This window comes from Pseudomonas sp. JE3303, assembly GCF_056312565.1.
Genome location: NZ_JBWGIF010000007.1, coordinates 194620 through 219647 on the forward strand (window position 1 = coordinate 194620; position 25028 = coordinate 219647).

General features: G+C 60.5%; 29 protein-coding genes. 14 read left to right on the top strand and 15 right to left on the bottom strand.

Going from position 1 to position 25028, the window contains the following annotated elements; all coding sequences use genetic code 11:
- Window positions 1-208 precede the first annotated feature (208 nt).
- Window positions 209-979 (top strand): SDR family NAD(P)-dependent oxidoreductase, encoded by a 771-nt coding sequence (locus AC0ZZU_RS12200; protein WP_476340968.1) that lies wholly within the window; start codon window positions 209-211, stop codon window positions 977-979.
- Between the two features lie 31 nt (window positions 980-1010).
- Here AC0ZZU_RS12200 and AC0ZZU_RS12205 read toward each other — a convergent pair whose 3' ends face one another.
- The 3 genes from AC0ZZU_RS12205 to AC0ZZU_RS12215 form a co-directional block, all read right to left on the bottom strand.
- Window positions 1011-1421 (bottom strand): type II toxin-antitoxin system VapC family toxin, encoded by a 411-nt coding sequence (locus AC0ZZU_RS12205; protein ID WP_476340969.1) that lies wholly within the window; start codon window positions 1419-1421, stop codon window positions 1011-1013.
- Window positions 1418-1648, bottom strand: a complete 231-nt coding sequence (vapB, locus tag AC0ZZU_RS12210) for a type II toxin-antitoxin system VapB family antitoxin (protein WP_476340970.1) — start codon at window positions 1646-1648, stop codon at window positions 1418-1420. The genes AC0ZZU_RS12205 and vapB overlap by 4 nt, the downstream gene beginning before the upstream one ends.
- Window positions 1649-1767: 119 nt before the next feature.
- Window positions 1768-2730 (bottom strand): homocysteine S-methyltransferase family protein, encoded by a 963-nt coding sequence (locus AC0ZZU_RS12215; RefSeq protein ID WP_476340972.1) that lies wholly within the window; start codon window positions 2728-2730, stop codon window positions 1768-1770.
- 225 nt (window positions 2731-2955) lie between these two features.
- On the opposite strand from AC0ZZU_RS12215, the gene AC0ZZU_RS12220 reads away from it, so the two are divergent.
- The 4 genes from AC0ZZU_RS12220 to AC0ZZU_RS12235 all read left to right on the top strand — a co-directional run bounded on the left by AC0ZZU_RS12220 (window position 2956) and on the right by AC0ZZU_RS12235 (window position 6725).
- The gene (locus AC0ZZU_RS12220) at window positions 2956-3705 is read left to right on the top strand and encodes a 3-oxoacyl-ACP reductase family protein (protein WP_476340973.1); all 750 of its coding nucleotides are present in this window, start codon (window positions 2956-2958) and stop codon (window positions 3703-3705) included.
- Window positions 3706-3730: 25 nt separating this feature from the next.
- Complete coding sequence (locus AC0ZZU_RS12225; RefSeq protein WP_476340974.1) at window positions 3731-5203, top strand: MFS transporter; 1473 nt, start codon at window positions 3731-3733, stop codon at window positions 5201-5203.
- A 286-nt stretch (window positions 5204-5489) separates the two neighbouring features.
- Window positions 5490-5804, top strand: a complete 315-nt coding sequence (locus AC0ZZU_RS12230) for a hypothetical protein (protein ID WP_476340975.1) — start codon at window positions 5490-5492, stop codon at window positions 5802-5804.
- Window positions 5805-6020: 216 nt separating this feature from the next.
- On the top strand, window positions 6021-6725 hold the full coding sequence (locus AC0ZZU_RS12235; RefSeq protein ID WP_476340977.1) for a type 1 glutamine amidotransferase domain-containing protein: 705 nt from the start codon (window positions 6021-6023) through the stop codon (window positions 6723-6725).
- A 39-nt stretch (window positions 6726-6764) separates the two neighbouring features.
- Here AC0ZZU_RS12235 and AC0ZZU_RS12240 read toward each other — a convergent pair whose 3' ends face one another.
- Window positions 6765-6938 carry a con-10 family general stress protein gene (locus AC0ZZU_RS12240; protein ID WP_476340979.1) on the bottom strand — a complete coding sequence of 58 codons (174 nt, stop codon included), beginning with the start codon at window positions 6936-6938 and terminating at the stop codon, window positions 6765-6767.
- 392 nt (window positions 6939-7330) lie between these two features.
- On the opposite strand from AC0ZZU_RS12240, the gene AC0ZZU_RS12245 reads away from it, so the two are divergent.
- Complete coding sequence (locus tag AC0ZZU_RS12245; RefSeq protein ID WP_476340980.1) at window positions 7331-8212, top strand: manganese catalase family protein; 882 nt, start codon at window positions 7331-7333, stop codon at window positions 8210-8212.
- A gap of 11 nt (window positions 8213-8223) precedes the next feature.
- Window positions 8224-8454 (top strand): hypothetical protein, encoded by a 231-nt coding sequence (locus tag AC0ZZU_RS12250; RefSeq protein WP_476340982.1) that lies wholly within the window; start codon window positions 8224-8226, stop codon window positions 8452-8454.
- Between the two features lie 103 nt (window positions 8455-8557).
- Here the strand turns inward: AC0ZZU_RS12250 and AC0ZZU_RS12255 are convergent, their stop codons facing one another.
- The 3 genes from AC0ZZU_RS12255 to AC0ZZU_RS12265 form a co-directional block, all read right to left on the bottom strand.
- Window positions 8558-9466 carry a pyridoxal-phosphate dependent enzyme gene (locus AC0ZZU_RS12255; protein WP_476340984.1) on the bottom strand — a complete coding sequence of 303 codons (909 nt, stop codon included), beginning with the start codon at window positions 9464-9466 and terminating at the stop codon, window positions 8558-8560.
- Window positions 9467-9587: 121 nt separating this feature from the next.
- Window positions 9588-10916: an amidohydrolase gene (locus AC0ZZU_RS12260; protein ID WP_476340985.1), complete on the bottom strand. Its 1329-nt coding sequence runs from the start codon at window positions 10914-10916 to the stop codon at window positions 9588-9590.
- 144 nt (window positions 10917-11060) lie between these two features.
- A complete protein-coding gene (locus AC0ZZU_RS12265; RefSeq protein WP_476340987.1) occupies window positions 11061-11324 on the bottom strand; it encodes a hypothetical protein in 264 nt (87 codons plus the stop codon).
- 182 nt (window positions 11325-11506) lie between these two features.
- Here AC0ZZU_RS12265 and AC0ZZU_RS12270 point away from each other — a divergent pair, with 182 nt between their 5' ends.
- The gene (locus tag AC0ZZU_RS12270; protein WP_476340988.1) at window positions 11507-12226 is read left to right on the top strand and encodes a TorF family putative porin; all 720 of its coding nucleotides are present in this window, start codon (window positions 11507-11509) and stop codon (window positions 12224-12226) included.
- Window positions 12227-12252: 26 nt separating this feature from the next.
- Here AC0ZZU_RS12270 and AC0ZZU_RS12275 read toward each other — a convergent pair whose 3' ends face one another.
- Window positions 12253-12876 carry a glutathione S-transferase family protein gene (locus AC0ZZU_RS12275; protein WP_476340989.1) on the bottom strand — a complete coding sequence of 208 codons (624 nt, stop codon included), beginning with the start codon at window positions 12874-12876 and terminating at the stop codon, window positions 12253-12255.
- 219 nt (window positions 12877-13095) lie between these two features.
- Here AC0ZZU_RS12275 and tcuC point away from each other — a divergent pair, with 219 nt between their 5' ends.
- Window positions 13096-14394, top strand: coding sequence for a tricarballylate/proton symporter TcuC (gene tcuC / locus AC0ZZU_RS12280; protein WP_476341077.1), 1299 nt, complete (start codon window positions 13096-13098; stop codon window positions 14392-14394).
- A gap of 11 nt (window positions 14395-14405) precedes the next feature.
- Window positions 14406-15182 (top strand): substrate-binding domain-containing protein, encoded by a 777-nt coding sequence (locus tag AC0ZZU_RS12285; protein ID WP_476340991.1) that lies wholly within the window; start codon window positions 14406-14408, stop codon window positions 15180-15182.
- Here AC0ZZU_RS12285 and AC0ZZU_RS12290 read toward each other — a convergent pair.
- Window positions 15168-16076: a LysR family transcriptional regulator gene (locus AC0ZZU_RS12290; RefSeq protein WP_476340993.1), complete on the bottom strand. Its 909-nt coding sequence runs from the start codon at window positions 16074-16076 to the stop codon at window positions 15168-15170. The two genes, AC0ZZU_RS12285 and AC0ZZU_RS12290, sit on opposite strands and share 15 nt — an antisense overlap.
- A 107-nt stretch (window positions 16077-16183) precedes the next feature.
- Here AC0ZZU_RS12290 and AC0ZZU_RS12295 point away from each other — a divergent pair, with 107 nt between their 5' ends.
- Window positions 16184-16396: a hypothetical protein gene (locus tag AC0ZZU_RS12295; protein ID WP_476340994.1), complete on the top strand. Its 213-nt coding sequence runs from the start codon at window positions 16184-16186 to the stop codon at window positions 16394-16396.
- Window positions 16397-16434: 38 nt separating this feature from the next.
- On the opposite strand, the gene AC0ZZU_RS12300 is transcribed toward AC0ZZU_RS12295, so the two are convergent.
- The 3 genes from AC0ZZU_RS12300 to AC0ZZU_RS12310 form a co-directional block, all read right to left on the bottom strand.
- Complete coding sequence (locus AC0ZZU_RS12300; RefSeq protein ID WP_476340995.1) at window positions 16435-16917, bottom strand: VOC family protein; 483 nt, start codon at window positions 16915-16917, stop codon at window positions 16435-16437.
- 34 nt (window positions 16918-16951) lie between these two features.
- Window positions 16952-17152 carry a hypothetical protein gene (locus AC0ZZU_RS12305; RefSeq protein WP_476340996.1) on the bottom strand — a complete coding sequence of 67 codons (201 nt, stop codon included), beginning with the start codon at window positions 17150-17152 and terminating at the stop codon, window positions 16952-16954.
- A 429-nt stretch (window positions 17153-17581) separates the two neighbouring features.
- Window positions 17582-18208, bottom strand: a complete 627-nt coding sequence (locus AC0ZZU_RS12310) for a LysE family translocator (RefSeq protein WP_476340997.1) — start codon at window positions 18206-18208, stop codon at window positions 17582-17584.
- A gap of 420 nt (window positions 18209-18628) precedes the next feature.
- On the opposite strand from AC0ZZU_RS12310, the gene AC0ZZU_RS12315 reads away from it, so the two are divergent.
- Window positions 18629-19432: a class I SAM-dependent methyltransferase gene (locus tag AC0ZZU_RS12315; protein ID WP_476340999.1), complete on the top strand. Its 804-nt coding sequence runs from the start codon at window positions 18629-18631 to the stop codon at window positions 19430-19432.
- 30 nt (window positions 19433-19462) lie between these two features.
- Here AC0ZZU_RS12315 and AC0ZZU_RS12320 read toward each other — a convergent pair whose 3' ends face one another.
- Complete coding sequence (locus AC0ZZU_RS12320; RefSeq protein WP_476341001.1) at window positions 19463-21661, bottom strand: OsmC domain/YcaO domain-containing protein; 2199 nt, start codon at window positions 21659-21661, stop codon at window positions 19463-19465.
- A 164-nt stretch (window positions 21662-21825) separates the two neighbouring features.
- Here AC0ZZU_RS12320 and AC0ZZU_RS12325 point away from each other — a divergent pair, with 164 nt between their 5' ends.
- Entirely contained in the window at window positions 21826-22893 is a 1068-nt protein-coding gene (locus AC0ZZU_RS12325) for a M4 family metallopeptidase (RefSeq protein WP_476341002.1), read from the top strand.
- A gap of 13 nt (window positions 22894-22906) precedes the next feature.
- Complete coding sequence (locus AC0ZZU_RS12330; protein ID WP_476341003.1) at window positions 22907-23227, top strand: protealysin inhibitor emfourin; 321 nt, start codon at window positions 22907-22909, stop codon at window positions 23225-23227.
- 65 nt (window positions 23228-23292) lie between these two features.
- Here AC0ZZU_RS12330 and AC0ZZU_RS12335 read toward each other — a convergent pair whose 3' ends face one another.
- Window positions 23293-23577, bottom strand: coding sequence for a hypothetical protein (locus tag AC0ZZU_RS12335; protein ID WP_476341004.1), 285 nt, complete (start codon window positions 23575-23577; stop codon window positions 23293-23295).
- Between the two features lie 77 nt (window positions 23578-23654).
- Window positions 23655-24998, bottom strand: coding sequence for an MFS transporter (locus AC0ZZU_RS12340; RefSeq protein ID WP_476341005.1), 1344 nt, complete (start codon window positions 24996-24998; stop codon window positions 23655-23657).
- Window positions 24999-25028: the final 30 nt, after the last annotated feature.

A 25028-nucleotide genomic window follows, 5' to 3' on the forward strand; every position in this document is an offset into this window, starting at 1 on the left:
AGAAGTGAGCCGGAGGCTTTACTTATTTATTTCAATAGATTTCAGGCCGATATTGCGTGGGTTGTGAGGGTCAGGTGAGGCCAATACAGGGGACACAAGCCCATCAGTGAGTGGTACTCCCCAGCATTGGGCCAGAGTTTGCGAGGTCTGCGGAACGACCGGTCCTGGACGTTTTCATACCTTCTAACCCCTGATGCAAGGTCTTTCCATGAGCCTGATTCCCGACCTGCCCACCCCGGCCAACATATTGATCTGCGGAGCCAGTCAGGGAATTGGGCTCGCGCTATGCGCGGTATTGCTGGCGCGCAAAGACGTGGCCCAGGTATGGGCTGCGTCGCGCCACGCGAACGATAGCAGTGGACTGGCGGCACTCGCCGGGCAATATGGCCAGCGCCTGGTGCGCATAGATTGCGACGCGCGCACTGAGCAGTCGCTGGCTGATCTGGCCCGTGAGATCAGCACCACCTGCGGCCATCTCAACTTGGTGATCAGCACCCTGGGCATACTGCATCAAGACGGCGCCCGGGCGGAAAAGAGCCTCTCGCAACTGGACCTGGCCGGCCTGCAAGCCAGCTTTTCCACCAACACCTTCGCGCCTGTGCTGCTGCTCAAGCACCTGCTACCGTTGTTGCGCAAGCAACCCTCGACCTTCGCTGCGCTGTCGGCCAGGGTCGGTTCCATCGGCGATAATCACCTGGGCGGCTGGTACAGCTATCGGGCGAGCAAGGCCGCGCTCAACCAACTGCTGCACACCGCCAGCATCGAGCTCAAACGCCTCAACCCGGCATCGACGGTACTGCTGCTGCACCCCGGCACCACCGACACGCCATTGTCGCAGCCCTTCCAGGCCAACGTCCCCGCCGGGCACCTGTTCGAGCCGGCCTTCGCCGCGCAATGCATCATCGAGCTGGTAGGTCGCCATGGGCCTGCGCAGAGCGGGACGTTTTGGGCTTGGGATGGAAAGCCGGTTGAGTGGTGAGGGGTGAAACGTGTCCTCCCGCTCCGGCGGCTTAAACCCAGTCCTCGTATACAAGGCCAGGAACACGGCCAAATTCACGCACATTATTGGTCACCAGCGTGCAGCGAGTAGCAATTGCATGGCCTGCAATAGCGTTGTCATTGGCACCAATTGGCGTGCCAGCTTCGCCCAGTACCCGCATGGCTTCAACAGTGGCGTCGACTGCGTGGTGATCCCAAGGCAACACCGCGTCGAGCCGCTTCACAAATTCATCCACAAGCATTTTGTGCTTGGCAGAAGCTTTTTTGCCGATTTGCCCGTAACGCATTTCGGCGTAAGTGATGGCAGAAATAACAATTCGGTTGCCCCGCTCGACTTCAGATGTCAGCCGCCGGATCACCGTCGCTGGATGTTCTCTCATGATGAACGAGCAAATGCAGGTATCGAGCATGTACGTGGTCACAGATTGAACCTGCCTTCATCGCCAACTACAACGGGGCGCTCTTGCAGGAAATCGGGATCCGCCATCGGCATCTCCAAGAAAGAGGACCAGGATGGCCGTGCGGGACGCAGCGTAATGACGTCCCCTTCCCGAGAGATCTCAAGCTCACCAACGCCTTCATATGCCATGTCGATAGGCAAACGAACGGCTTGATTCTTGCCATTTCTGAAAATAGAGACGGTGCGCATGGGTTGCTCCTCCGACATAGGTTCGACCTATGTAATTTAACTGGACAAGCAGACATATGCAAGACCTAGGCTAGATTCCCGCCTTGGGCGTCACGTCATTCCAAGCTTCATCCCAACCCTCATCCAGCGGCTCCGAACAACGGCGCACACGCTCTGGCAATCTCTCGGACGTGGTGAGCATCCGTACCACAGCACCCGCCGAAGATGTTCAGGTGACTCAGTTGCCGCTTGAGCACGGCGTACTGGGCGGCGAGCGCCTTGGGATCGCCGCTGTCGAGCTCCGTGGCGTCATCGAGCTCGGCGTGGCTCTTGCTCGAGGCATTGGCCCTGACGCCACGGATCCGCTGGAGCCACGGGCCCGCCTCGTCGCGCAGCGCTGACTCGAAATGCGTGGGATGGGCGCAGTTGATCATGTAGTACTGCGCATAGCTGCCCGTCTGCTGGTCGACTTCTTCTATCGCTTCGCGCAACGACGGTCCCTCGGGCAACCTGCCGTCGGTCTCAACGGTGAAGGACAAGGCCAGGGGCATGTGTTCGTCACGTGCGGCCAGGGCAATGCCGATGCCCTCGTCGATGTAGTTCAGGGTCATGGCGCACAGCATGTCGGCCTCTGTGTCCGCCAGGATATGCACCTGCGCACGGTGATACTCGCGGGCCGCCTCGACGGTCATCTTGTTGCCCAGACGGTAGGCATCTTCACGCGGGCCAAGGCAACCGCTGATGACCATCGTCTCCACGTCAGGCTCGTAGGCCGCGCGGATCGCCTGCAGCAACGCGACCGACTGGCGATTGGCGTTTTCCAGCATGTAAGGCGTATACCCCAGCCGCTGCCCCCAGTCCGCGCTGGCGCGCCAGGTGGGTGCTTCGAGGATGAGACCGGTCCTGTAGGCCTTGGCAACGTCGGCGTAGGCGCTGTAGCACTTGTGCAGCAGCGCCTTGCCCTGCGCGTCGTGCATCAGGTGGAACGCCGCGAAGTGCGGCAGTTCGACCCCTTCATGAAAGACCAGGGTTGTCTCGATGCCGCCCTCGGTCAGGAAAAGCTTTTCGCTCAGTTGCGGCAATGCATGTCGATATCTAGCCATCGTGGGCCTCCTGGGAACGCGCACGTTGCCATGCCGATCCTGGGATGACTGCGGTCGGCCGTAGAAATTATGGCCAAAACCTGAGGCATGGGGCATTGAGCAGACGAACGCGCTGCGCTCTGGGCTTTCTATACTACCGACGGGTCCGCGGGGGCCTGCGTGCCACCTAGCGGACAATTTCCATCAACCCGGGCGCAACGCCCTTCCCTGTTCAGGAGCTCAGTCATGACAAACCCTACCTCGCTCGCGGGCAAAGTCGCATTGGTTCAAGGCGGCTCTCGCGGTATTGGCGCGGCCATCGTCAAGCGCCTTGTGGCCGAGGGCGCCAGCGTGGCGTTCACCTATGTGAGTTCGGCCAGCAAGGCCGAGGCTTTGCAAAACGATATCATCGCCGCGGGTGGCAAGGCCCTGGCCATCCAGGCAGACAGCGCTGACGCCCAGGCGGTACAACAGGCGGTCGCGAAAGCTGCGCAGGCGTTCGGGCGTATCGACATCCTGGTCAACAATGCCGGCGTTCTCGCCCTCGGCTCGGTGGAAGACCTGGCCCTGGAGGATTTCGACCATACCTTGGCAGTCAACGTGCGCAGTGTGTTCGTCGCCAGCCAGGCGGCGCTGCAGCACATGGGTCCAGGGGGCCGCATCATCAACATCAGCAGCACCAATGCCGATCGCATGCCCTTCGCTGGCGGCGCCACGTACGCCATGAGCAAATCTGCCCTGACCGGCCTGGTAAAGGGCATGGCCCGTGATCTCGGCCCCCGCGAGATCACCGTCAACAATGTGCAACCTGGTCCCGTGGACACCGACATGAACCCAGCCGATGGCGAGATGGCGCCGGGCATGCTTGGCCTGATGGCGCTGGACCGTTATGGCACTGCTGAGGAGATCGCCGACTTCGTCGTGTTCATCGCGAGTCCCCAGGCAGGCTATATCACCGGCGCCAACCTGACGATCGATGGTGGCTTTGGCGCCTGAGCACCTATGCCCGACAGGAGTGGCCATGACGACCAAAGCCTTGCCGGAGCCCACCGGCGCATCAGCGGACGAACACGTCTACAGCACCGACATCCCTGCCCGCCTCGACCGCCTGCCGTGGACCCGCTTCCACACGCTGCTGGTACTGGCGCTGGGCATCACCTGGCTGCTCGATGGCCTCGAGGTGACCTTGGCGGGGTCCGTGTCCGGCGCCCTCAAGGACAGCCCGGCACTGGCAATGAGCAACATCGAGATCGGCCTGGCGGGTGCTGCCTATATCGCCGGGGCGGTACTGGGTGCGCTGTTCTTCGGCTGGCTGACTGATCGCCTGGGACGGCGCAGGTTGTTCTTCATCACGCTGTTCCTGTACATCGGCGCGACGGCGGCCACCGCGTTTTCCTGGAACCTGGGAAGCTTCCTGCTGTTTCGCTTTCTTACCGGCGCGGGCATCGGCGGCGAATACACCGCAATCAACTCCACGATCCAGGAATTCACCCCCGCGCGTTATCGCGGCTGGGTAGACCTGACCATCAACGGCACCTTCTGGCTCGGCGCGGCCCTGGGCGCGGTTGGCGCGGTGGTCCTGCTGGACCCGGCGGTGGCCGGCGGCGAACTGGGGTGGCGATTGTGCTTTGGCATCGGCGCAGTGCTGGGCCTGCTGATCCTGTTCATGCGGCTGTGGATACCGGAGAGCCCGCGTTGGCTGATGATCCACAATCGGCCTGAGGAAGCCGAGCGCATCGTTGCCGGCATCGAGCGGCAGTATCGTGAGCGCGGCATCGAGCTTCCTCTTGTGCAGGGGCCGCCCCTGCGCTTGTTGGCGCGGGATCACACGCCGCTGCGCGAAGTGTTCCAGAGCCTGTACGTCGAGCATCGGCAGCGCGCACTGGTGGGACTGACGTTGCTGACCGCCCAGGCGTTTTTCTACAACGCCATCTTCTTTACCTATGCGCTGGTGCTGACCGACTTCTACGGCGTGCCATCGGCGCAGGTAGGCTGGTACATACTGCCCTTCGCCCTCGGCAACTTCTGCGGCCCGCTGTTGCTCGGCCGTCTGTTCGATGTGGTCGGCCGACGCATCATGATCAGCGGTACCTACCTCGCCTCCGGCGTGCTGCTTACCCTGAGCGGCTATCTGTTCCAGCAGGAACTGATCGACGTGACCCAACAGACCATCGCCTGGATGGTGATTTTCTTCTTTGCCTCGGCTGCGGCCAGTTCGGCGTACCTCACCGTGGCCGAGACCTTTCCGCTGGAGATCCGCGCACTGGCCATTGCCGTGTTCTATGCGTTCGGCACGGGCCTTGGCGGGTTGATTGGCCCGACATTGTTCGGCGCGCTGATCGAGACCGGGGAGCGCACCAACGTGCTGTATGGATGTCTGATCGGCGCGGCATTGATGATCGCTGCGGCGGTCGTTCAGGCAACATGGGGAGTGGCGGCGGAGCGCAAGTCGCTGGAGCAGGTGGCGAGGCCGTTGTCGCAGATGAGGGACTGAGGCTGTTGATGGTGTACCTGCAGGACGAGGGCATGTCGAGCCCGCTACACATACCAGTGATTTGACGACCACCCATCAGCTCAATCGCGCAACTGGAACTGACCACTAGACTCCACAGGGGGGATGAACTAACGCACCTCAACTCAGGAGATCTGTGATGAACAGAATATCTTGGCTGGCGTTGGTAGTGGCTGCAGGGGCAATGTCAGGTTGCGCAAGCAGATCGGAGATTGTTGATGTCCCCCTCAATGCTACCCCGCAAAACGCAGAGCACATCGCTCGAGCCATGCTAAGCCCGGCGCACGACGAGACCAGCATCTGGGTCACCGTCGGCGGCGTCCCCCATGACCTGGCTGTACCAAGCCGCCTGGTCACCGCGATTTATGCTGGCTCATGCCAGCAACTGAGTGCGCAGCCGGCATTCACGACCCGTCAGGCCGACAGCGTCGACTATCCATCGCTGGCCCCGCGCTCCCGGTACTGGGCCCAGGCACCGGTGCCGCTGACGGAGCTGAGCAAGGGTGGTTACGCCTTGCTCGTCAGCACCAGCCCGGCCGACGGTAGCCGCCCTCTTTTCTGCGGCAGCATCGGCGCGGGCTAGAGGCGCGTCACGCGAGCCGCGCTCATCGGTGCTGCCGTCAATGGCGGACCAGCACCGGCGGCTCGCTTTATCTTCGATTGGTCATATCGTAGTGGGATTTGATGGTTAGGTGCTTTCGCGTCATGGCGAGAGACTGAACGACTGCTGCCGTACGGTTTCCCACGTTAATGCAGGCGATCGGCGCACTGCCCATGCACCCCCGGAGGATTGGCTAGCATGAAGATTCTAATGGTTCTGACATCACACGATCAGTTGGGAAACACCGGCAAGAAGACGGGATTCTGGCTGGAAGAGTTCGCCTCACCCTACTACGAATTCATCGACGCCAAGGCGCACGTCACCCTCGCCTCGCCCAAGGGCGGACAGCCACCGCTTGACCCTAAGAGCGATGAAGAAGACGCGCAGACGGATGCAACCCGACGTTTTCGCGGCGATACCACAGCGCAAGCCGCACTGGCCGACACGGTGCCGCTGGGGGAAATCGACCCCTATGACTTCGATGCGGTGTTCTACCCCGGTGGGCATGGACCGCTCTGGGATCTCGCGGAAGACCAGGACTCGAAGACGCTCATCGAAGCCATCTATGCCTCGAACAAGCCCATTGGCGCCGTTTGCCACGCGCCCGGCGTGCTGAAGAACGTCAACGCCCCCGACGGCCAATCCGTTGTGAAGGGCAAGAAAGTCACTGGATTTACCAATTCCGAGGAAGAGGCCGTGGGCCTGACCCAAGTAGTGCCGTTCCTGGTGGAAGACATGCTCCAGGCCAAGGGTGGGCACTATTCAAAGGCTGCCGACTGGGAGAGCTATGTGGTCGAAGACGGGCACCTCATCACTGGGCAAAACCCGGCTTCTTCCGAGGCGGTTGCGCGGGCATTGCTCAAGCGGTTGGAGCAGGAGCAGGCCGGCTCGACGAACGCGTAGACCTGCCCTGCCACCGCATCTGTACAGCGGTCGATCAAGCTAGGAGCGACCGCCTTTGCGATCGCTTCCGCCGTTACTGTGCTGCCCACCTACGCGCGCCTTTTCGGCCCTGTCGGTCTTGACATCCTGGTGGGATCCGCCCTTGCCTCCTGCGTCATGCACTTTCTGTGGATTGTCTGAAAAGCCATGGCCGGTTTCGGGTTTCTTGCTCATGTAACCTCCTGGTCAACGATAACGAACGAGTGGTTCGATATCTTGGAGTCCACGGGGGTGTGGAGAGGTTCGCTGTACTGACCAATGGCAAAATGGACTACAAGGTAGAGTAGAGCGCCGTGCGCCGGGCCGGTTCGAGGCAGATTTCAAACATTGTGAGTAAAGCCACTGTTGGGCCATGCCACTCAATTTGTGGGAACGCGAAAACGCTGATATGCCCGTGCAATTCGGCGGCCTCGTTGAACTATTCCGGCACATCCATTCGTCCGCAGACGCCAAAAAAAAACAGCACCAACTTGCGCCTCAACCTCTCGGAATTTAGGACAGCGCCGTCAACATTTTCTCGTCCGTAAGAAAGTGACGGTATCTGGAACCAGCCTGAGAGGTAGACCATGTTTATTCATAACAAGCGTTTGCAGTACACCGTGCGTGTTGCTCAGCCCAATCCTGGCCTCGCGAATCTTCTGCTTGAACAGTTTGGGGGTGCCCAAGGGGAACTTGCAGCCGCCAGTCGCTATTTCACCCAAGCGCTGGCCGAGGACGATCCGGGCCGCAAAGACCTGCTGATGGACATTGCCACAGAGGAGCTGAGCCACCTGGAGATCGTCGGTTCCATCATCGTGATGCTGAACAAGGGAGCCAAGGGCCGACTCGCCGAAGGCGTGGAAGAAGAGGGGGAACTGTACCGAGCCATCAATGGCGCGGGCAACGATTCGCATATCACGAGCATTCTCTATGGGGCGGGTGCACCACTCACCAACTCCGCAGGCGTGCCGTGGTCTGCGGCCTATGTGGATACGATCGGGGAACCTACCGCGGACTTCCGTTCAAATATCGCAGCAGAAGCGCGGGCCAAGATTGTCTATGAACGCCTGATGAACGTCACTGATGACCCGGGTGTGAAAGAGGCTCTCGGCTTCTTGATGACGCGGGAAATCGCCCACCAGCTTTCGTTCGAAAAAGCGCTGCACGCTATCCAACCCAACTTCCCGCAGGGCAAGCTCCCCGGCATGCCAGAATTCACCAACAAGTACTTCAACATGTCCGGAGAGCCCAACGTTCGTGGTCCTTGGAATGAAGGCAGCGAGTGGGAATACGTCGAGAACCCTGGTCCTGCTGTGGACGGTGGTGATGGTATGGCATCGGTCACGTTGTCCGCCGGGGAAATGCAGGTCCTGGAAGCCATGAAACTGCGCACGACCTCTGATCCGGAGAGCAACCCTATCACCGGTGCAGACTTGGGGTCTGGTCTGGTGCAAGGAAAAGACGAGTAAAGGAGATCGCCATGGCCAAAGCGCGTAAACAGCCTGGCTCTGGACGGAAGCCGGACATGGATCGCCTCATGCTTCACGCCCTCGCAGGGTTTGAAGTAGATTCCCGCATGGCCTGCAGAGCACTGCGGGTCTCGCTGGCCATGCAGGGGTTCGGCGTGGGAACACTACTCGATAATGACCTGCCGCGAGGTGAACCCGTGCCGGTCAGTGCCGAGCCAGTGGACATTCACGCTGCTCAGTGATCGAAGCGACAGGGATGTCATGGAGCGTTGACAGGTCAGGCCCGGTGTTTCCATACCCGGGCCTGACCTATTGTCCTCGCCGAACATTACTGACCATCCCATCTCATTTGCAATGCAGCAACGCTTCGACCGTCGCCGTCGATCCCCCACACACGATCACCAGTACATTCTCCAAATGACTGACCGGGAGCTTGGCGCCATAAAGCACCGCCAATGAGGCCCCACACGCCGGCTCGACCAGCACGCGATGGTCATCGAGGAATGCGAGACATGCGTCCACCGCCTCTCGATCCGACACCTGCACCGGCACCACCTCCCGCTCTTGCGAAATCTCGAAAGCCCGCGCACAGACCTGTCGAGCGCCCAGCGAAGTAGCCACGCCTGAAACTGCAGGCAGCTCGGTCAATCGACCTGCCTGCACCGAAGCGTCGAGAGAGGCCATTCCCTCGGTCTCGATCGCATAGACAGGCACATCTCCAAGCCCATTACGGCGCATCCCGGCCTCGACTCCAGCGAGCAAGCCTCCTCCCCCCACGCACAGAACCACCGCGTCTGGCCGCACGCCTTCGGCCACGACTTCATCCACCATCGTGGCATGCCCTTCCCACAGCAAGGGATCGTCAAACGGATGGACAAACGCGTCCTCGGCGGTCTTCAGCGAAAGCGCCAGCTCGTTCGCCTCGAACCACGATTTCCCGTGAACGATGACATCAGCTCCCTCCAGCGCTAGCAGATGCTTCGCCCGCTCGGACGTTGTCTCGGGCACCACGACCACCACGGGCACCCCAAGCCGTCGCCCGGCATAGGCAACGGCCAGCCCGGCATTGCCGCCCGAGGAGGAGATGAAGCGTCGTGCTCCATTGGCCAGGTGCTGTTCGCAGGCATGGCCGATTCCGCGGATCTTGAACGAACCTGAAGGCTGCAGCGCCTCCATTTTCAACCAGACCCTCGTGCCGTTGCGCTGGGACAACGGCAGGGATTCCAGCAAAGGTGTCTTGATGTGAAGCGACATTGTTTCAACTCCGTAATACAAGAGGACGTCTCAGACCAGCGCTTGATCTTTGATCGGGGGTAGAGGGTGTAGCGGGTGACGCCAATGACCTAGGCGAAGCCCAGGCCATTCACGCGAGGTTTCAGCCCTTCTTCCCGCTGTTCAAGAACTCGATGGTCAGCGCCGAAAGCGCCCGCGTCCCTACCACCAACGCGCGCTCATCCACAAAGAAATTCGGGTTGTGGTTTGGCGCGGCGGTAGCCGGGTCCTGTCCATCCGGGGTAACGCCAAGGAAGAAGTAGAGCCCCGGCACTTGCTGGGCGAAGAATGAAAAGTCTTCAGCAGCGCCAACCAATGGAGCCACGGCAACCTTGCCAGAGGCCGCGCGGTCAAGCACTGGCGCCATCTGGGCAGCGAGCTTTTCATCGTTGACGGTGGTGCTGTACGACGGAACCACTGAAACCTCGGCGCTGGCCCCGGCGCTTTCGGCAATCTTCTCGGCGCTTAGCTTGACGTCCCGGCCCACCTGCGCACGCACCGCTTCATCGTAGGTGCGAATGGTGCCGGCCATCTGCACCTCGCCAGGAACGATGTTAGGCGCGCTGCCACCCTGGATCATGCCGACGGTGACCACCGCGGGCGACTGCGTCAGGTTGGTGCGCCGGCTGACCACGGTCTGCAGGCCGGTGAGCACCTGGGCAGAGGCCACGATGGGATCGACGGTGTTCCAGGGCATGCCGCCGTGGCCTTGCTTGCCGGTGACGGTGATCTGCAGGTCATCGCTGCTGGCAGTGGTCGCGCCGGTACGCCAGCTGAGCTCACCCGAACGGCCGGGCATGACGTGCACGGCAAAGACCGCATCGGGCTTGAGATTCTTGAACGCGCCTTCCTGCAGCATCAGCTTCGCGCCCCAGGATTTGTTGTCGCCCGTCAGGGCCTGGCTTGAGCCCTCCTCCGCCGGCTGGAAAATGAACATCACCTTGCCCGGCAGGTTCTCGCGCATCCCGGCCAGTACTTCAGCCGTGGCCATCAGCATGGCGGTGTGCGCATCGTGGCCGCAGGCATGCATGACGTCCACTTCCTGGCCTTTATAGGTCCCGCGGGCCTTGGAGGCGAATGGCAAGCCCTCGGGCTCCTTGACTGGCAAGGCGTCCATGTCGGCGCGCAGTGCAACGGTTGGCCCAGGCTTGCCGCCTTCGAGTATGGCGACCACGCCAGTGCGCGCAATGCCGGTATGCACCTCGAGGCCGAGCTTGCGCAGGTGTTCGGCGACCAGGGCCGATGTCCGGGTTTCCTGATCCCCGAGTTCTGGATGCTGGTGAATATCACGGCGCCAGTCGATCAGCTTCTGCTCGATGGCAGAAGCGCGGGTGAAGGCCTGGTCTTCAAGCTCGGTCGACTGGGCGAAAATGGGGGTGGCCACACCTATCAGCAGGCTGGCGGCGACTTGAAACGGGAGGAAAGGACGCACTGTTTTCATACTCCTGACATCACTGCAGCGGCCGGATGGACCGCTGCCTGAATGCCAGCCTAATCGATAGCGTGCTAATAATGTGGCCGAATAGGCTGAAAGGTACAGTCATAGCGCCCGCCTTCAGCCCCCTACCTTGGATTTTCAGCTTTTTCCGGCAGTCCTGAGCTTCTGCAGTGCCTTCAACGTCAAGCCTACGCATTTCTTGGGATCGTTATTGTCCTTGGCATCCTGTGCATCCATTCTCAAGTGCTGTACCTCCCCCAGCAGCGGTTGGGGCACCACTGCGATGGAGGCGCGCAGGTCTCGCAGCTTTTGCAGATTCACTTCACAGAGGTTCATGTCGTCGGCGGCCATGACAGGGCCAGCGGCACAAGCGGCAAGAGCAAACGCAAGAACGATCTTCATGAACGGCTACCTTCAGGGTGAGCGAAACGCCAGTGAATACCAGTGGATAACCAGTGTAGGTCGCTCACGAGGTTCCCGCCATGACACCCTGCATGCAGTGCCGCGACGCCCGAGCGGTTTCCCCCAGCCGCCCACACAGGTATCCTGTCCCGCTCTAGAGCGCCCTTTCCAGGAGGACGATCATGACCAGGCCCTTGCTGCTGCTGATCGCAGCCACGCTGTTCACTCCATCGCTGCTGGCCCAGCAAATCCAGCGCCAGCTGGGCGATTTCGACTTCAAGCTGGGCACCACTGCGACCCGTACCATGGCGCAGGGGCTGATATCGCCCAGCGCCGTCGGCTCGTTTCACGGTGGGCTGGACTTCAGTCACTCCAGCGGCTGGTACTTCGGCCAATACGCGCCGAGCATGGGCATCACCTCCAGTTCCACCCTGCAGCTGGACAGCTACATGGGCTACAAGCACCGCTTCGACACCAGCCTGGGTTATGAAGTGGGCTTGATCCACTACAGCTATCCGGACATCTCGGGCAATGACAGCTACGCCCTGTACGGTGGCCTGTCGGTGTTCGGCAGCCGCTTGGGCGGGGCGCTGAACGACAATCCCGATAACCGCACGGGCACCTTGTTCGCCGACTTCGGGCAACTGCCGATGTTTGATATAGGCGTCACCGTCAAGCTGGCCCATCACCGCCTGGGCACACCGTTCACCATTGGCGGCGGGAGCCAGGTGGATACCTTCAACGATTGGTCCCTGGAACTTTCCCGGCCGTGGCTCGGGATGGACCTGAACCTGGTCTACAGCAACTCGGACTTGAGTGGCAGCGGCTGCGATGCGTACGTCGGAATCAACACGTTCTGTGACGGGGTTGTGACGTTCAAGGCACAGCGCAGCTTCTTCTAGCTCGCAGGCCAAGCAGACTCAGCTTGCTAAGGGGTACCGTTCTTCCCGTACAACAGATACCCCGGCCGAAGACTCAACCGCTCGTAATAATCGCGCACAGCCGGCAGTTGAGGTTGATCGAACGGTGTCTCGAAATATCGATTAACCGACAGACCGATCGGAATATCCGCCAGAGTAAATTCACTGCCTGCGACGTAGGCAGCTGTCGAGTCGAGCTGTCGCTCCAGGATCTGCATATGCCGGGTCCACTCATTGCACCCTGCCGCCAGCGCACCGCGGTCCTGATGCTCGGCAGACTGCCTCACCAATGACATGAACGCGTAACTCCAGGACCTGTTGAGATCCGAAGCCTGCCAATCGATCCATTGATCCACGCTTGCCCTGGCTCGCGCCTCGGTCGGGTAGAGCCGCTGCGGTGCATAGCGGGCTGCCAGGTATCGAATGATGGCGTTGGATTCCCAAAGCGTGAAGTCTCCATCCTGGATGACCGGTACCATTGCATTGGGGTTGAGTGCCACGAACTCAGGTGCATGGGTTGATTTGAACCCTGTTCCCCAATCTTCTCGCTCGAAGGGGATTCCGATTTCCGCGCAGGTCCAGAGCACCTTTCGCACGTTGATCGACGACGCTTTGCCGAGTATGCGCAACATTGAATGTCCTTACAGGCTGATAAGTGGATCAAGGCTGTATAGCTGATTCAGCCGGATCCTTCAGGCAACAGGATGCCCCTGCTTCCGAAAATCTGTACAGGGATTGATCGCAATCACGCATCAATCAATGAAAAAACAACGTTTATCGTTCCCGCCATGTTCCCACACACTCTCCAGTTACAAGCGGTTACAAACACTCTAAAAACGCTGGAGAACAATATGAATCAGACGTCACGCCTGGCGCCCAAGGGGAAATCCAAGGCCGGGATGGTGTTCCGGGTCACTTCCGGGAACTTCCTGGAGCAATTCGATTTCTTCCTGTTCGGCTTCTATGCCACCCAGATCGCCCGGGCATTCTTTCCTGCCTCCAACGAGTTTGCCTCGCTGATGATGACCTTTGCGGTCTTCGGCGCAGGTTTCCTCATGCGGCCTCTCGGCGCCGTACTGCTCGGCGCCTATATCGATGACGTGGGGCGTCGCAAAGGCCTCATAGTCACATTGGCGATCATGGCCAGCGGCACCCTGCTGATCGTGTTGGTGCCAGGCTATGCAACCATTGGATTATGGGCACCTGCGCTGGTGCTTCTGGGGCGGTTGCTCCAAGGATTTTCCGCAGGCGCGGAAATGGGCGGCGTGTCTGTCTATCTGGCGGAGATGGCCACACCTGGCCGTAAAGGATTCTACGCAAGCTGGCAATCGGCCAGTCAGCAGGTAGCCATCGTAGTGGCCGCCGCACTGGGATACGCGCTGAATCAATGGCTCGCCCCTGCGCAACTGTCGGAATGGGGCTGGCGGATTCCTTTCGCAGTAGGCTGTCTGATCATTCCATTCATCTTCCTGCTGCGTCGTAGCCTTCAGGAGACAGAAGAGTTCTCGACGCGCAAGCATCGCCCAACGATGAAACAGGTGTTTGGCACGCTCTACAGCAATGCCAGCATTGTCATCCTGGGGATGCTGATGGTCGCCATGACCACCACCGCGTTCTACATGATCACGGTCTATGCCCCTACCTTCGGCAGGTCGGTGTTGCAATTGAGCACAAGCGATGCGCTGATCGTGACGCTGCTGGTGGGCGTATCGAACTTCATCTGGCTACCCATCGGCGGCATTTTGAGTGATCGATTTGGACGCAAACCTCTGCTGGCAACAATGTCGATGCTGACGGTGCTGACTGCCTATCCCGCCTTGTCCTTTCTTGCTCAGGCACCCAGCTTCGCTCACATGCTCGAAGTGCTGCTGTGGTTCTCCTTCCTCTACGGCATCTACAACGGTGCAATGATCCCCGCACTTACGGAAATCATGCCGGTGGAAGTACGGGTCGCTGGCTTCTCGCTGGCCTACAGCCTGGCGACCGCCGTGTTTGGTGGGTTTACCCCTGCCATGTCTACCTGGCTCATCCACCTGACCGGCGACAAGGCTGCGCCCGCTTACTGGATGATATTCGCCGCTCTGTGTGCGTTCACCGCGACCCTGGTTCTCTATCGTCGCCTTGGCACCCAGTCACTCGCTACCGCTTGAAGGATGTCGTCATGAAAACCCTTTTCAAACCCCTATCGATTCTGGCCCTCGTCGGCTGTGCGTACGGAAATCTTGCTCAAGCTGAGGATCTGACGGTAATGACATCTGGCGGTTTCACGCCCGCGTACCAGCGACTGGGTCCGCAGTATGCGGAACACAGCGGCAATGCGCTGAAAACAGTGCTGGGCCCTTCGATGGGCAAGGCCCAGGAAGCGATTCCCAATCGCCTGGCCCGAGGTGAACATGCCGATGTGGTAATCATGGTGGGCTACGCGCTTGATGAACTGATCAAGCAGGGCAAGGTTGACCCGAGTTCTCGTGTCGAACTCGCGGACTCCCGGATCGGGATGGTCGTCAAAGCGGGCGCTGACAAGCCTGCCATTGGTACCGAGGCCGAGTTGAAACAGACGCTGTTGGGCGCTCGGTCCATCGCCTACTCAGACAGCGCAAGCGGCGTCTACATCGAGAAAGAGCTTTTCAGGAAGCTCGATATGCAGCAACAGCTCGCCCCCAAGAGCAAGATGATAGAACGCATACCGGTTGCCTCCGTGGTTGCCAAAGGGGACTATCAGATCGGTTTCCAGCAGGTCGCTGAACTGTTGCCGGTTCCGGGCGTCAGCTTCGTGGGCAAAATCCCTGAGAATGTGCAGTCGGTGACCCGTTACGCTGCCGGTATTCCAAAAAGTGCGGATCATCCGGCCGAAGCGAAAAAGCTGCTGGAGTACCTTTCGTCCTCCGAAGCGCAGGTCGCTGTTCGGGCCACCGGGCTGGACTCAGTCCCCCGCTGATACGCCTGGCAACTGCCTGATCAGGCGTTCCAACTCAAGAGCCGCAGGCGTCAGCGTACGCCCGCGGCGCTTCAGTAATCCCATGTGCCTTACGACTTCAGGCTCCACCAGCGCAACGCTGGCAAGGATTGGATGGGGTGAAATCGGCATGGCGATCGACGGGACGGCGGCGATCCCGAGTCCTGCCTCGATCAGACCGAGCACCGTGGTGACATGCCGAGCCTCGCAGATACTGTCCTTGTCGACCTGTAGTCCCGGAAGCGCACGGTCCAGCACCAGCCGGTTACCCGATGATCTATCGAGCGTTATGTAGTCATGTTCGTAGGCCTGGGACCAGGAGACGCTGTCTCTCAACGCCAGCGGGTGGTCTTTTCGACAGGCAATGACGTAGCGTTCTTCCAGCAAGGGTACAAATTCGATCTCCGGAGCAAGATTTCCGGTAAAGCTCAGGCCGAAATCCGCTTCACCGGACGCTACAGCAGCGCTGACTTCGTTCGCGGAAGCGTCGATCAGCTTTATCTTGATCCTGGGATACTGGCCATGAAAGTTTCGAATTGCTTGTGGCATGAAGTAGTACGCAGCAGACGGCACGCACGCAATTGTAAGGGTGCCACGGCGCATTGCGCCTCCGTCGCCGATGCTGAGCAGCGCCAGATCCAGGTCATCAAGGAGCCTTTCGACCTGGGGCAGAAATGCTCGCCCGACATTGGTCAAAGACACTTTTCGCGTCGTCCGCTCGAAGAGCTTGACACCCAAGGCTGTCTCCAGTTTTTCGATGCGGCGACTCAGCGCTGACTGCGTGATACGGACTGAGTCAGCCGCGCGGCGAAAACTGCCATTTTCGACTACGGCACGCAAGGCCTGAAGGTCGTTAAGATCGAAGTTGATGCTCACCTGGTTTCCGTCACTTGGATCGAAGTTGTGCCGCTGTATGGCCGCGCGCGCCAGCGGTTTCCAGCGCGGACCTATACTAAGACAGGGCAGCTTTGCGGAGAATCATCATGTTCAAGAATACGCCTGTGAGCAATGCAGAACTGCGCATATGTCAAAAACGGGATATCGATATCGACCGGTTATGCGAGGACGCGAGCACGCTTGCGCTGCTGGGCTCGCACGATGGCTGGCGTACCGTTGAGGCAGAGACGGCGCTGGAGGCCGCATCGGATTCGCTGGACGACGGTGCCAGCGAATCTGATGAACAACAGCCTGTGTAGCCCCGCGGGTCGTGGGGCTAGGCTTTGGCCCGCAGTGGTCAACCCTTCAGCGCAGCTTCGATTGCAGCGATGTCGATCTTTTGCATGCCCATCATCGCCTCGAACGCTCGCTTGGCCGCTGCCCGGTCAGGGCTGGCGATCGCGGTGGTCAGCACACGTGGCGTGATCTGCCACGACACCCCCCACTTGTCCTTGCACCAGCCGCATGCACTCGCCTGGCCACCGTTCTCGATGATCGCGTTCCACAAGCGGTCAGTCTCGGCCTGGTCGTCCGTTGCGACCTGGAACGAGAAAGCCTCGTCATGCTTGAATGCATCCCCTCCGTTCAGCCCGAGGCATGGGATGCCCATCACAGTGAACTGGACGGTGAGCACGTCGTTCTCCTTGCCCGCAGGATAATCGCCCGGTGCACGATAAACGGCGCCTACTGCGCTGTCCGGGAACGTCTGGGCGTAGAACATTGCAGCATCAAGGGCAGTGCCGTCATACCAGAGACATATCGTGTTTTTGCTGGTCGTCATCGTCTTACACCTCGTAGAGAGCTGTACCGAGAGATTAAACCCCTTCGGACAGCTTCATACTAGCGACGATAGTAACGACGCTCATCCTCGTGCCGATGACCCATGCGCCGATCATGGTGGCGCTCCCAATCGCGACGGCGATCGGCTTCTCGGCGGGCTTGTTCTCTACGCCATTGATCCCTGCGCCATTCGTCTCGACGCCAATCGTCCCTACGATCATGCCGACGATCGTCATGCCAGTCCCGGTCTTCATGAGCAACCAACGGCACGGTTTGGGCATCGCCGACAGTGGCCAGGCTCGGCCAGGGATTTTCGACGCTGTGGACGGGTGACTCAACGACCGCGACCTGAGAGATGTCAGTGTGTGTAGGGGTCTTGATCTGTGTTGCGGATGCCGAGCCCACTGCCGCAAGCGCGAACAGGGCGAAGAGCACTCTCCGGGGATCATGGAATTTCATGAGCGAAGGCAACCTCAATGGCAATTGGACGTGTGCCCTCTGGCGGCTCAAACCCGCAGGTTTGCGCTGGACGTCAGAGTGGCTCATCCACATAGACCGCTTAATAAAGAAAAGTTCTAGACCCCCTATGCGAAATAACGAAAAGGCCTAGTGATAGGCCTGTTCCCAAGCGGATATTTTCGCGGGCAACGAAGGTCCGCGGCGGTCTATCGGGTAAAGATGAGTTTCAAACCCAGCCCCATGAACACCGTGCCGGCCACCCGGTCCAGGATCAGTCCGGCCTTGGGTTTCCGGCTCAGCCATTGGCCAATGCTCCCTGAGAAGTAGCCGAGCAGGCTGAACAGGATAGCGGCTTGAACGGTGAAGACCAGGCCAAGCCCTGCGAGTTGAGCGCCGACATGGCCGCGGTCAGCGACCACGAATTGCGGGAGGAAAGACAAGAAGAACAGCACCACCTTGGGGTTGACGGCATTGGCGATGCAGCCTTTGAAAAACAGCCTGGTCAAGGACGTTTCCAGGGGGGCAACCGCATTGACGTTCACCACGCCGGAGCTGCGCCAGGCGTTGTAGCCCAGCCAGATCAGATAAAGCCCTCCCACCACCTTGAGCAGGGTGAACGCAACGGTCGAGGCGGCGATCAGCGCGCTGATGCCCACGACCGCCAGCAGCGTATGGCTAAGGCAACCCATCGCACAACCGAGGCCAAACGCGATCCCCTGCTTGCGCCCCTTGGATATCCCCATCCCCAGCACCATCAGGTTGTCCGGGCCTGGCGTGGCGGTGATGAGCAGTGCGGCAATCAGAAAACCCGAGAATTGTTCCAGCGTTAACATAGTTCACTCGATGCAGGTTGAAAGCGGCGCGACCGAAGTCAGCGGTTCATGAACGTGAAGCGACGCTCGATGGGGTTGCCAAAACCAGCTGTCAGTTGCTGCGCCAGCGCCGTGGTGGCGGGCGTAACCTCAACCTGAGCCCTCGACTGGCAAGCGTCTGCGAAGTCCTTTTGTAATCCGGCACGGTGATGTCTTCGAAGTGACCGGAAAACAGCGGAGTATACCTATTGCGCTGGTAGTGCAGCAGCAGGGGATCACCTACAGCGACCTTGAGGAAGACAAGGGCCTCGTTGACCGCGTCGCTGAACACTGGAACGTGCGAAAAGTCTCGTTCCTGCTTCTCCTTGCTTTGACCCCCTTCTCGATCAATGTGTAGCGGACGCAGCAAACCGATACTGATATGAATTTCGGAGGTGAAGTGTGAACAGCTGCGAAGAAGAACAAGCCCCGCGCTCCCCCGCCGAGGTTTACGAGCAGTGCTTCGTCCCGGCCTTGTTCCACCAGTGGGGACCGAGGGTCGCGGCCGAGGCATGCATTGGCCGCGGCGACAAGGTGCTTGATGTTGCATGCGGTACGGGCGTGTTGGCCTGCGCCGCGGCGGCGATCGTCGGTGCGGGTGGAAAGGTGGTGGGACTCGATGCCAATGAAGAGATGCTCACGGTAGCCCGGGGCAAGGACGAGAACATCGAATGGCGGGCCGGGCGGGCCGAGGCACTGCCCTTCCCGGACGAAAGCTTCGACGTGGTCGTCAGCCAATTCGGGATGATGTTTTTTGATGACTGCGCCGGCGCGCTGAGGGAGATGCTGCGGGTACTGCGCCCCGGCGGGCGCCTGGCCGTCGCCGTGTGCGACGCCTTGGAACATTCGCCCGGCTACGCCGCGCTGGCCGATGTGTTGCAGCGTCTGTTCGGCGATGATGTGGCCGATGCGTTCCGTGCGCCCTTTGCGCTGGGTGACCGCGAGCGATTGCTCGCGCTCTGCCATGAGGCGAATGTCAGCGCTGCGACCGTCACACAGCACATGGGAACAGTACGGTTTGCCTCGATCAACTCCCTGATTTCCACCGAGCGAGCGTGCGTGTGGACGCTGGGCGGCCTGCTCGACGATGCGCAGTTCGAGCAGTTGCAACAAGAAGCGCAACAGGCACTGCGAGCCTTCGCAGGTGCCGACGGCACGGTGGCTTTCGCAATGCCTGTCCTGGTCCTGAGGGCGACCAGAACCTAGCCGCCGCGCTCTATACAAGACCCCAAGCTGTTACCGAACCGCTGCAGCAGCCCGCGCACTGTGCAGTTTCTTGTAGCTCTCGATCAGGCGCAGGTGCTTGTCGAGGCCTTCGAGTTTCATGCTGGTCGGCGTCAAGCCGTGGAAGCGCACGCTGCCGTCCACCGACCCCAGCACAGCATCCATCCGCGGGTTGCCGAACATACGGCGGAAATTGACTTCGTAGTCTTCCAGCTCGAGGTCTTCGTCCAGCACCACTTCCAGGACCACGTTCAACGCCTGGTAGAACAATCCACGCTCGACCGTGTTGTCGTTGTACTGCAGGAAAGCGCCTACCAGGTCCCTCGCCTCTTCGAACTGCTGCAAGGCGAGATGGATCAACAGCTTCAGCTCCAGGATGGTCAACTGGCCCCAGGCGGTATTGTCGTCGAATTCGATGCCGATCAAGGTCTTGATGTCGGTGTAATCGTCCAGCTCGCTTTCTTCGAGACGCGAGACCAGAGACTGCAGGGCGTCGTTGTCCAGGCGGTGCAGGTTCAGGATATCGGCACGGAAGAACAGCGCCTTGTTGGTGTTGTCCCAGATCAGGTCGTCCACCGGGTAGATTTCCGAATAACCCGGCACCAGGATGCGGCAAGCGGTTGCGCCCAGCTGGTCGTATACCGCCATGTACACTTCCCTGCCCATGTCCTTGAGAATGCCGAACAACGTCGCGGCCTCGTCGGCATTGGACTCTTCACCCTGGCCAGAGAAGTCCCACTCGACAAACTCGAAGTCGGCCTTGGCACTGAAGAAGCGCCACGACACTACGCCGCTCGAATCGATGAAGTGCTCCACGAAGTTGTTCGGCTCAGTCACCGCATAGCCTTCGAAGGTGGGCTGGGGCAGATCGTTCAGGCCTTCGAAACTGCGGCCCTGCAGCAGTTCGGTAAGGCTGCGCTCCAGTGCCACTTCGAAGCTCGGGTGCGCGCCGAACGAGGCAAACACGCCACCCGTGCGCGGATTCATCAAGGTGACGCACATCACCGGGAGTTCACCGCCCAGCGACGCATCCTTCACCAGTACCGGGAAGCCCTGCTCTTCGAGCCCCTGGATACCCGCCATGATGCCGGGGAACTTGGCGAGCACTTCTTGCGGCACATCGGGCAGGGTGAACTCGCGCTCCAGGATTTCGCGCTTGACCGCACGCTCGAAGATTTCAGACAGGCACTGCACCTGGGCTTCTTCCAGCGTGTTGCCGGCACTCATGCCATTGCTGAGGTACAGGTTTTCAATGAGGTTGGAGGGGAAGTACACCACTTCGCCGTCCGACTGGCGTACATACGGCAGCGAACAGATGCCCCGCTCCTCGTTGCCCGAGTTGGTGTCGTACAGGTGAGAGCCGCGCAGCTCGCCATCGGGGTTGTAGATCTTCAGGCAATAAGCATCGAGGATCTCCGCTGGCAGCTCATCCTTGCGGCCAGGCTGGAACCAGCGCTCGTTCGGATAATGCACGAACTCTGCGTTGGCGATGTCTTCGCCCCAGAACTGGTCGTTGTAGAAGAAGTTGCAGTTCAAGCGCTCGATGAACTCGCCCAGCGCCGACGCCAACGCGCCTTCCTTGGTGGCGCCCTTGCCATTGGTGAAGCACATCGGTGAGTGCGCGTCGCGGACATGCAGCGACCAGACGTTGGGCACGATATTGCGCCACGAGGCGATTTCGATCTTCATGCCCAGGTCCGCCAGAATCGCGGACATGTTGGCGATTGTCTGCTCCAGCGGCAGGTCCTTGCCCGCGATATAGGTGCGCGCCTCTGGATCCGCATCGAGCATCAGCAATGCCTGGGCATCGGCATCGAGGTTTTCCACCTCTTCGATCACGAACTCCGGGCCCGTCTGCACCACCTTCTTCACCGTGCAGCGGTCGATGGAGCGCAGGATGCCCTGGCGGTCCTTCGCAGAGATGTCCGCAGGCAGTTCGACCTGGATCTTGAAGATCTGGTTGTAGCGGTTTTCGGGGTCGACGATGTTGTTTTGCGACAGCCGAATGTTCTCGGTGGAAATATTGCGGGTTTCGCAGTACAGCTTCACGAAGTAGGCCGCGCACAAGGCCGACGAAGCCAGGAAATAGTCGAACGGCCCCGGCGCCGATCCATCGCCCTTGTAGCGAATGGGTTGATCGGCCACCACCGTGAAGTCATCGAACTTGGCTTCAAGTCGGAGGTTGTCGAGAAAGTTGACCTTGATTTCCATGCGGGAACACCGTGATAACGAGCAATGCGAAGAGGCCGGCATTATCCGGGTTTTTCGACCGGAAGTCTTGGCCGATGCGCGCACCGCGCACTATGCTGAACACTCTTTCGGACCACAGATGCCCCGGCGGATACGCCTCTGGCCATCTGGACTGGAGAGCTGCCATGTGTCGTCATACGCATTGCCGAAACCCGGTTTTCTGCCTGGTACCCCCGTACATTCTCAATTCGATCGCCAGGAATGGCACCCAATCGCAACGCGAGGCCGCCATCCGCACCAAGGCCGTGGACAACACCCTGCGGGCCATGCGGCTCTCGAACCAGAACATCCAGCAGACCAAGCGAGCCGTCCAGTTGGCCCAGAGCCTCGAGAAACGCCGTACCGTCTACACCGCCAAGGGCACCCAGACGCTGCCGGGGACCCTTGCCCGCGCTGAAGGGCAAGGGGCCACGGGCGACCTGGCCGTCGACGAAGCCTACGACGGGTTAGGCATCACGTTCGATTTCTTTGCCCAGGTGTATGACCGCAACTCCATCGACGACGCGGGCATGCGCCTGGATGCGACGGTGCATTTTGGCGAGGACTACAACAATGCCTTCTGGAACTCGGCCCAGATGGTCTTCGGTGACGGCGACGGCGAACTGTTCAACCGCTTTACCATAGCGCTGGAAGTCATCGGTCATGAGCTGTCCCACGGGGTCATCGAGGATGAGGCGCAACTGGTGTACTTCAATCAGTCCGGTGCGCTCAACGAATCCGTGGCCGACGTCTTCGGCGCGTTGATCAAGCAGTTCGCCCTCGGCCAGACGGCCGATCAGGCTGACTGGCTGATCGGCGTCGGCCTGTTCGCGCCCGGTATAAACGGCGAGGCCTTGCGCTCCATGCGCGATCCTGGCTCAGCCTTCGATGACAACCTCATCGGCAAGGACCCGCAGCCCCAGCACATGGACCAGTTCGTGCGTACCTTCGAGGACAACGGTGGCGTGCATATCAATTCGGGGATTCCCAACCACGCCTTCTACCAGGTCGCCACGCGCATCGGCGGCCATGCCTGGGAAAAAGCGGGCAGGATCTGGTACGACGCGCTCAGGGACCCACGCGTGAGGCCAGACAGCGGCTTCCTCAGCTTCGCCCGGGTCACCGCGGATGTGGCGGGACGCAGGCATGGCATCGACAGCACCGTGCACAAGGCGGTGAGCGAGGGCTGGGCCGCCGTAGGCATTGTGATCTAGAGGAGTGACTCTGATGTACATCGAGTTGAAGCTGACTGGCGGGATCGCCTTTTTGCCTGGCCTCTGCAAAGCGTCACGGCTGGATGTGGACACCTTGTCGCCGGTGGAGCAATCGAGGATCCGGCATCTTTTGCAAGCCACGGACTTTTTCAAGCTGCCTGCCGAACTGTGTGTGCCCGCCAAGGGGTCGGCAGACTGCCAGCGGTATATCGTGACGATCTCCGACGAGCAGCCGAAGCGGCAGCATACCGTGGACGTCTCTGTGCCGGTCGAGGATGAGCGTCTGCTCGAACTGATCCAGTGCGTACGCGCGCACATCAAGCAGACTCGCTGAGGACACGCCAAGGACCTGGCCGGGACCCTGCAGGAGCGTGCTTGCCAGCCCCTGCAGGTACTGCGTCACGGCTCTTTCGATTGATCCTCGGCGACCTGATCGGCCTCCACGGGTGCGGGGGGATGCATGGAGTGTGAACCGTTTCTTCCCGTTGCCTGGACGCTGTCGTCCGCAATGTCGGCTGCGTCATCCTGATCGATGGCTGGTGCCGTACGTGTCAAAGGTTGGGCAGAAGTCGATTCGTTCGTGGTACCGGTCCCGTAGTAATCGTTCGTCGAGTCTGCGAGCGCTGACTGGCTGGCTGCGGCAATCACTGCCGCCATGACCGCGCCCAGTGAGGTAGTGCTCATCGTGTACGCCTCCTTCAGAGTCGCACATTAAAGTGTGGACCCTGGAGCAGGTGCCTGCGCTACCGGCGACCAGTGGCTCACCCCAATGATCGAACACCCGTCGCCGCGTCGACGGGCTCGGCTGCAGGATCGCCATGCAGCGAAATACGGAACGTCTCTGGCAAGGCCAGGCCTCCCGCCAAGGCCAGCAAGGCGATCACTACCAGATAGAACGCCGGTGCCAGGCTGCTGCCCGTCTGGCTGATCAACCACGTCGCAACCAGCGGAGCCGTACCGCCAAACAAGGTATAGGCGACGTTATAGGTGATCGCCGACGCCGTGTAGCGGGTGCGGGTAGGAAAGACTTCGGACAGCAAGGCCGCGGTCACGACGCCCGACAGTACCGCGCCAACAGCCAGCATGAAGACCCCGGCGATTGCTGCGGCAACACTGCCTGAGCTCGCCAGCCAATAGGCGGGGGATACCGTCAGGATCACCCAGAGGCAGGTCGCGCCGATGGTCTTGCGTCGGCCGACGCGGTCCGAAAAGGCCCCTGCCAGCGGACAGATACCGGCCGCGAACAGCAAGGCCAGGGTCGTTACCATCAACGCTTGCGACCGTCCCAGGTGTGCCACCACCTGCAGGTACGTCGCAAAATAAGTGGTGAACATGTAGAACGACAACGCCGTCAGCGAGATGAATGCTCCAAGCCGCAGGATGGTGCCCTTCTGCTGCCCGAGCGTTTCGCGCAGCGGCGAATGGGCAACGGTATGGTCTTCGGACATGGCCTGGCGGAACGCAGGGGTTTCCTCCATCCGCCAGCGCAGGTAGAGACCTACCAGGCCCAGCGGAGCCGCTGCCAGGAATGGCACGCGCCAGCCCCACTCGCTCATGGCTGCGGGTGACAGGCTGGCCTCCAGCAGGTACGCCATGACGGCCGCGCAGGCGAAGGCCGAAAACGTGGAGACCGGGATGAAACTGCCGTACCAGGCCCGCTTGTCGCTCGGTGCATGCTCCATCAGGTAGGCGCACGCCCCTGCGTACTCGCCGCCCGCGGAAAAGCCCTGGACACAACGGGTGATCGTCAGCAATACCGGCGCCAGCAGACCAATGCTGGCATAGGTGGGCAGCAGGCCGATCACCGTGGTGGAACCGGCCATCAGCAACACGGTTGCCGACAGTACGCGCTTGCGGCCCAGACGGTCGCCGAGCGCTCCAAACACGATGCCGCCCAATGGGCGCAGCGCGAAGGCGACCGCAAAGACCGCGAAGGTCTGCAGCAATGCCGCACCGGGATCGCTGCTTGAGAAGAACTGTCCGGCAATCGTTGTCGCCAGGAACCCGTAGACCGCGAAATCAAACCATTCGACAAAGTTTCCAACCGCTGCGGCACTGGTGACCTTGCGCAGCGTGGCCGGCGACACGTGGCTCGTTTCGCTCATGTTGATTGCTCTCCTGGAGTGTTTCCACCG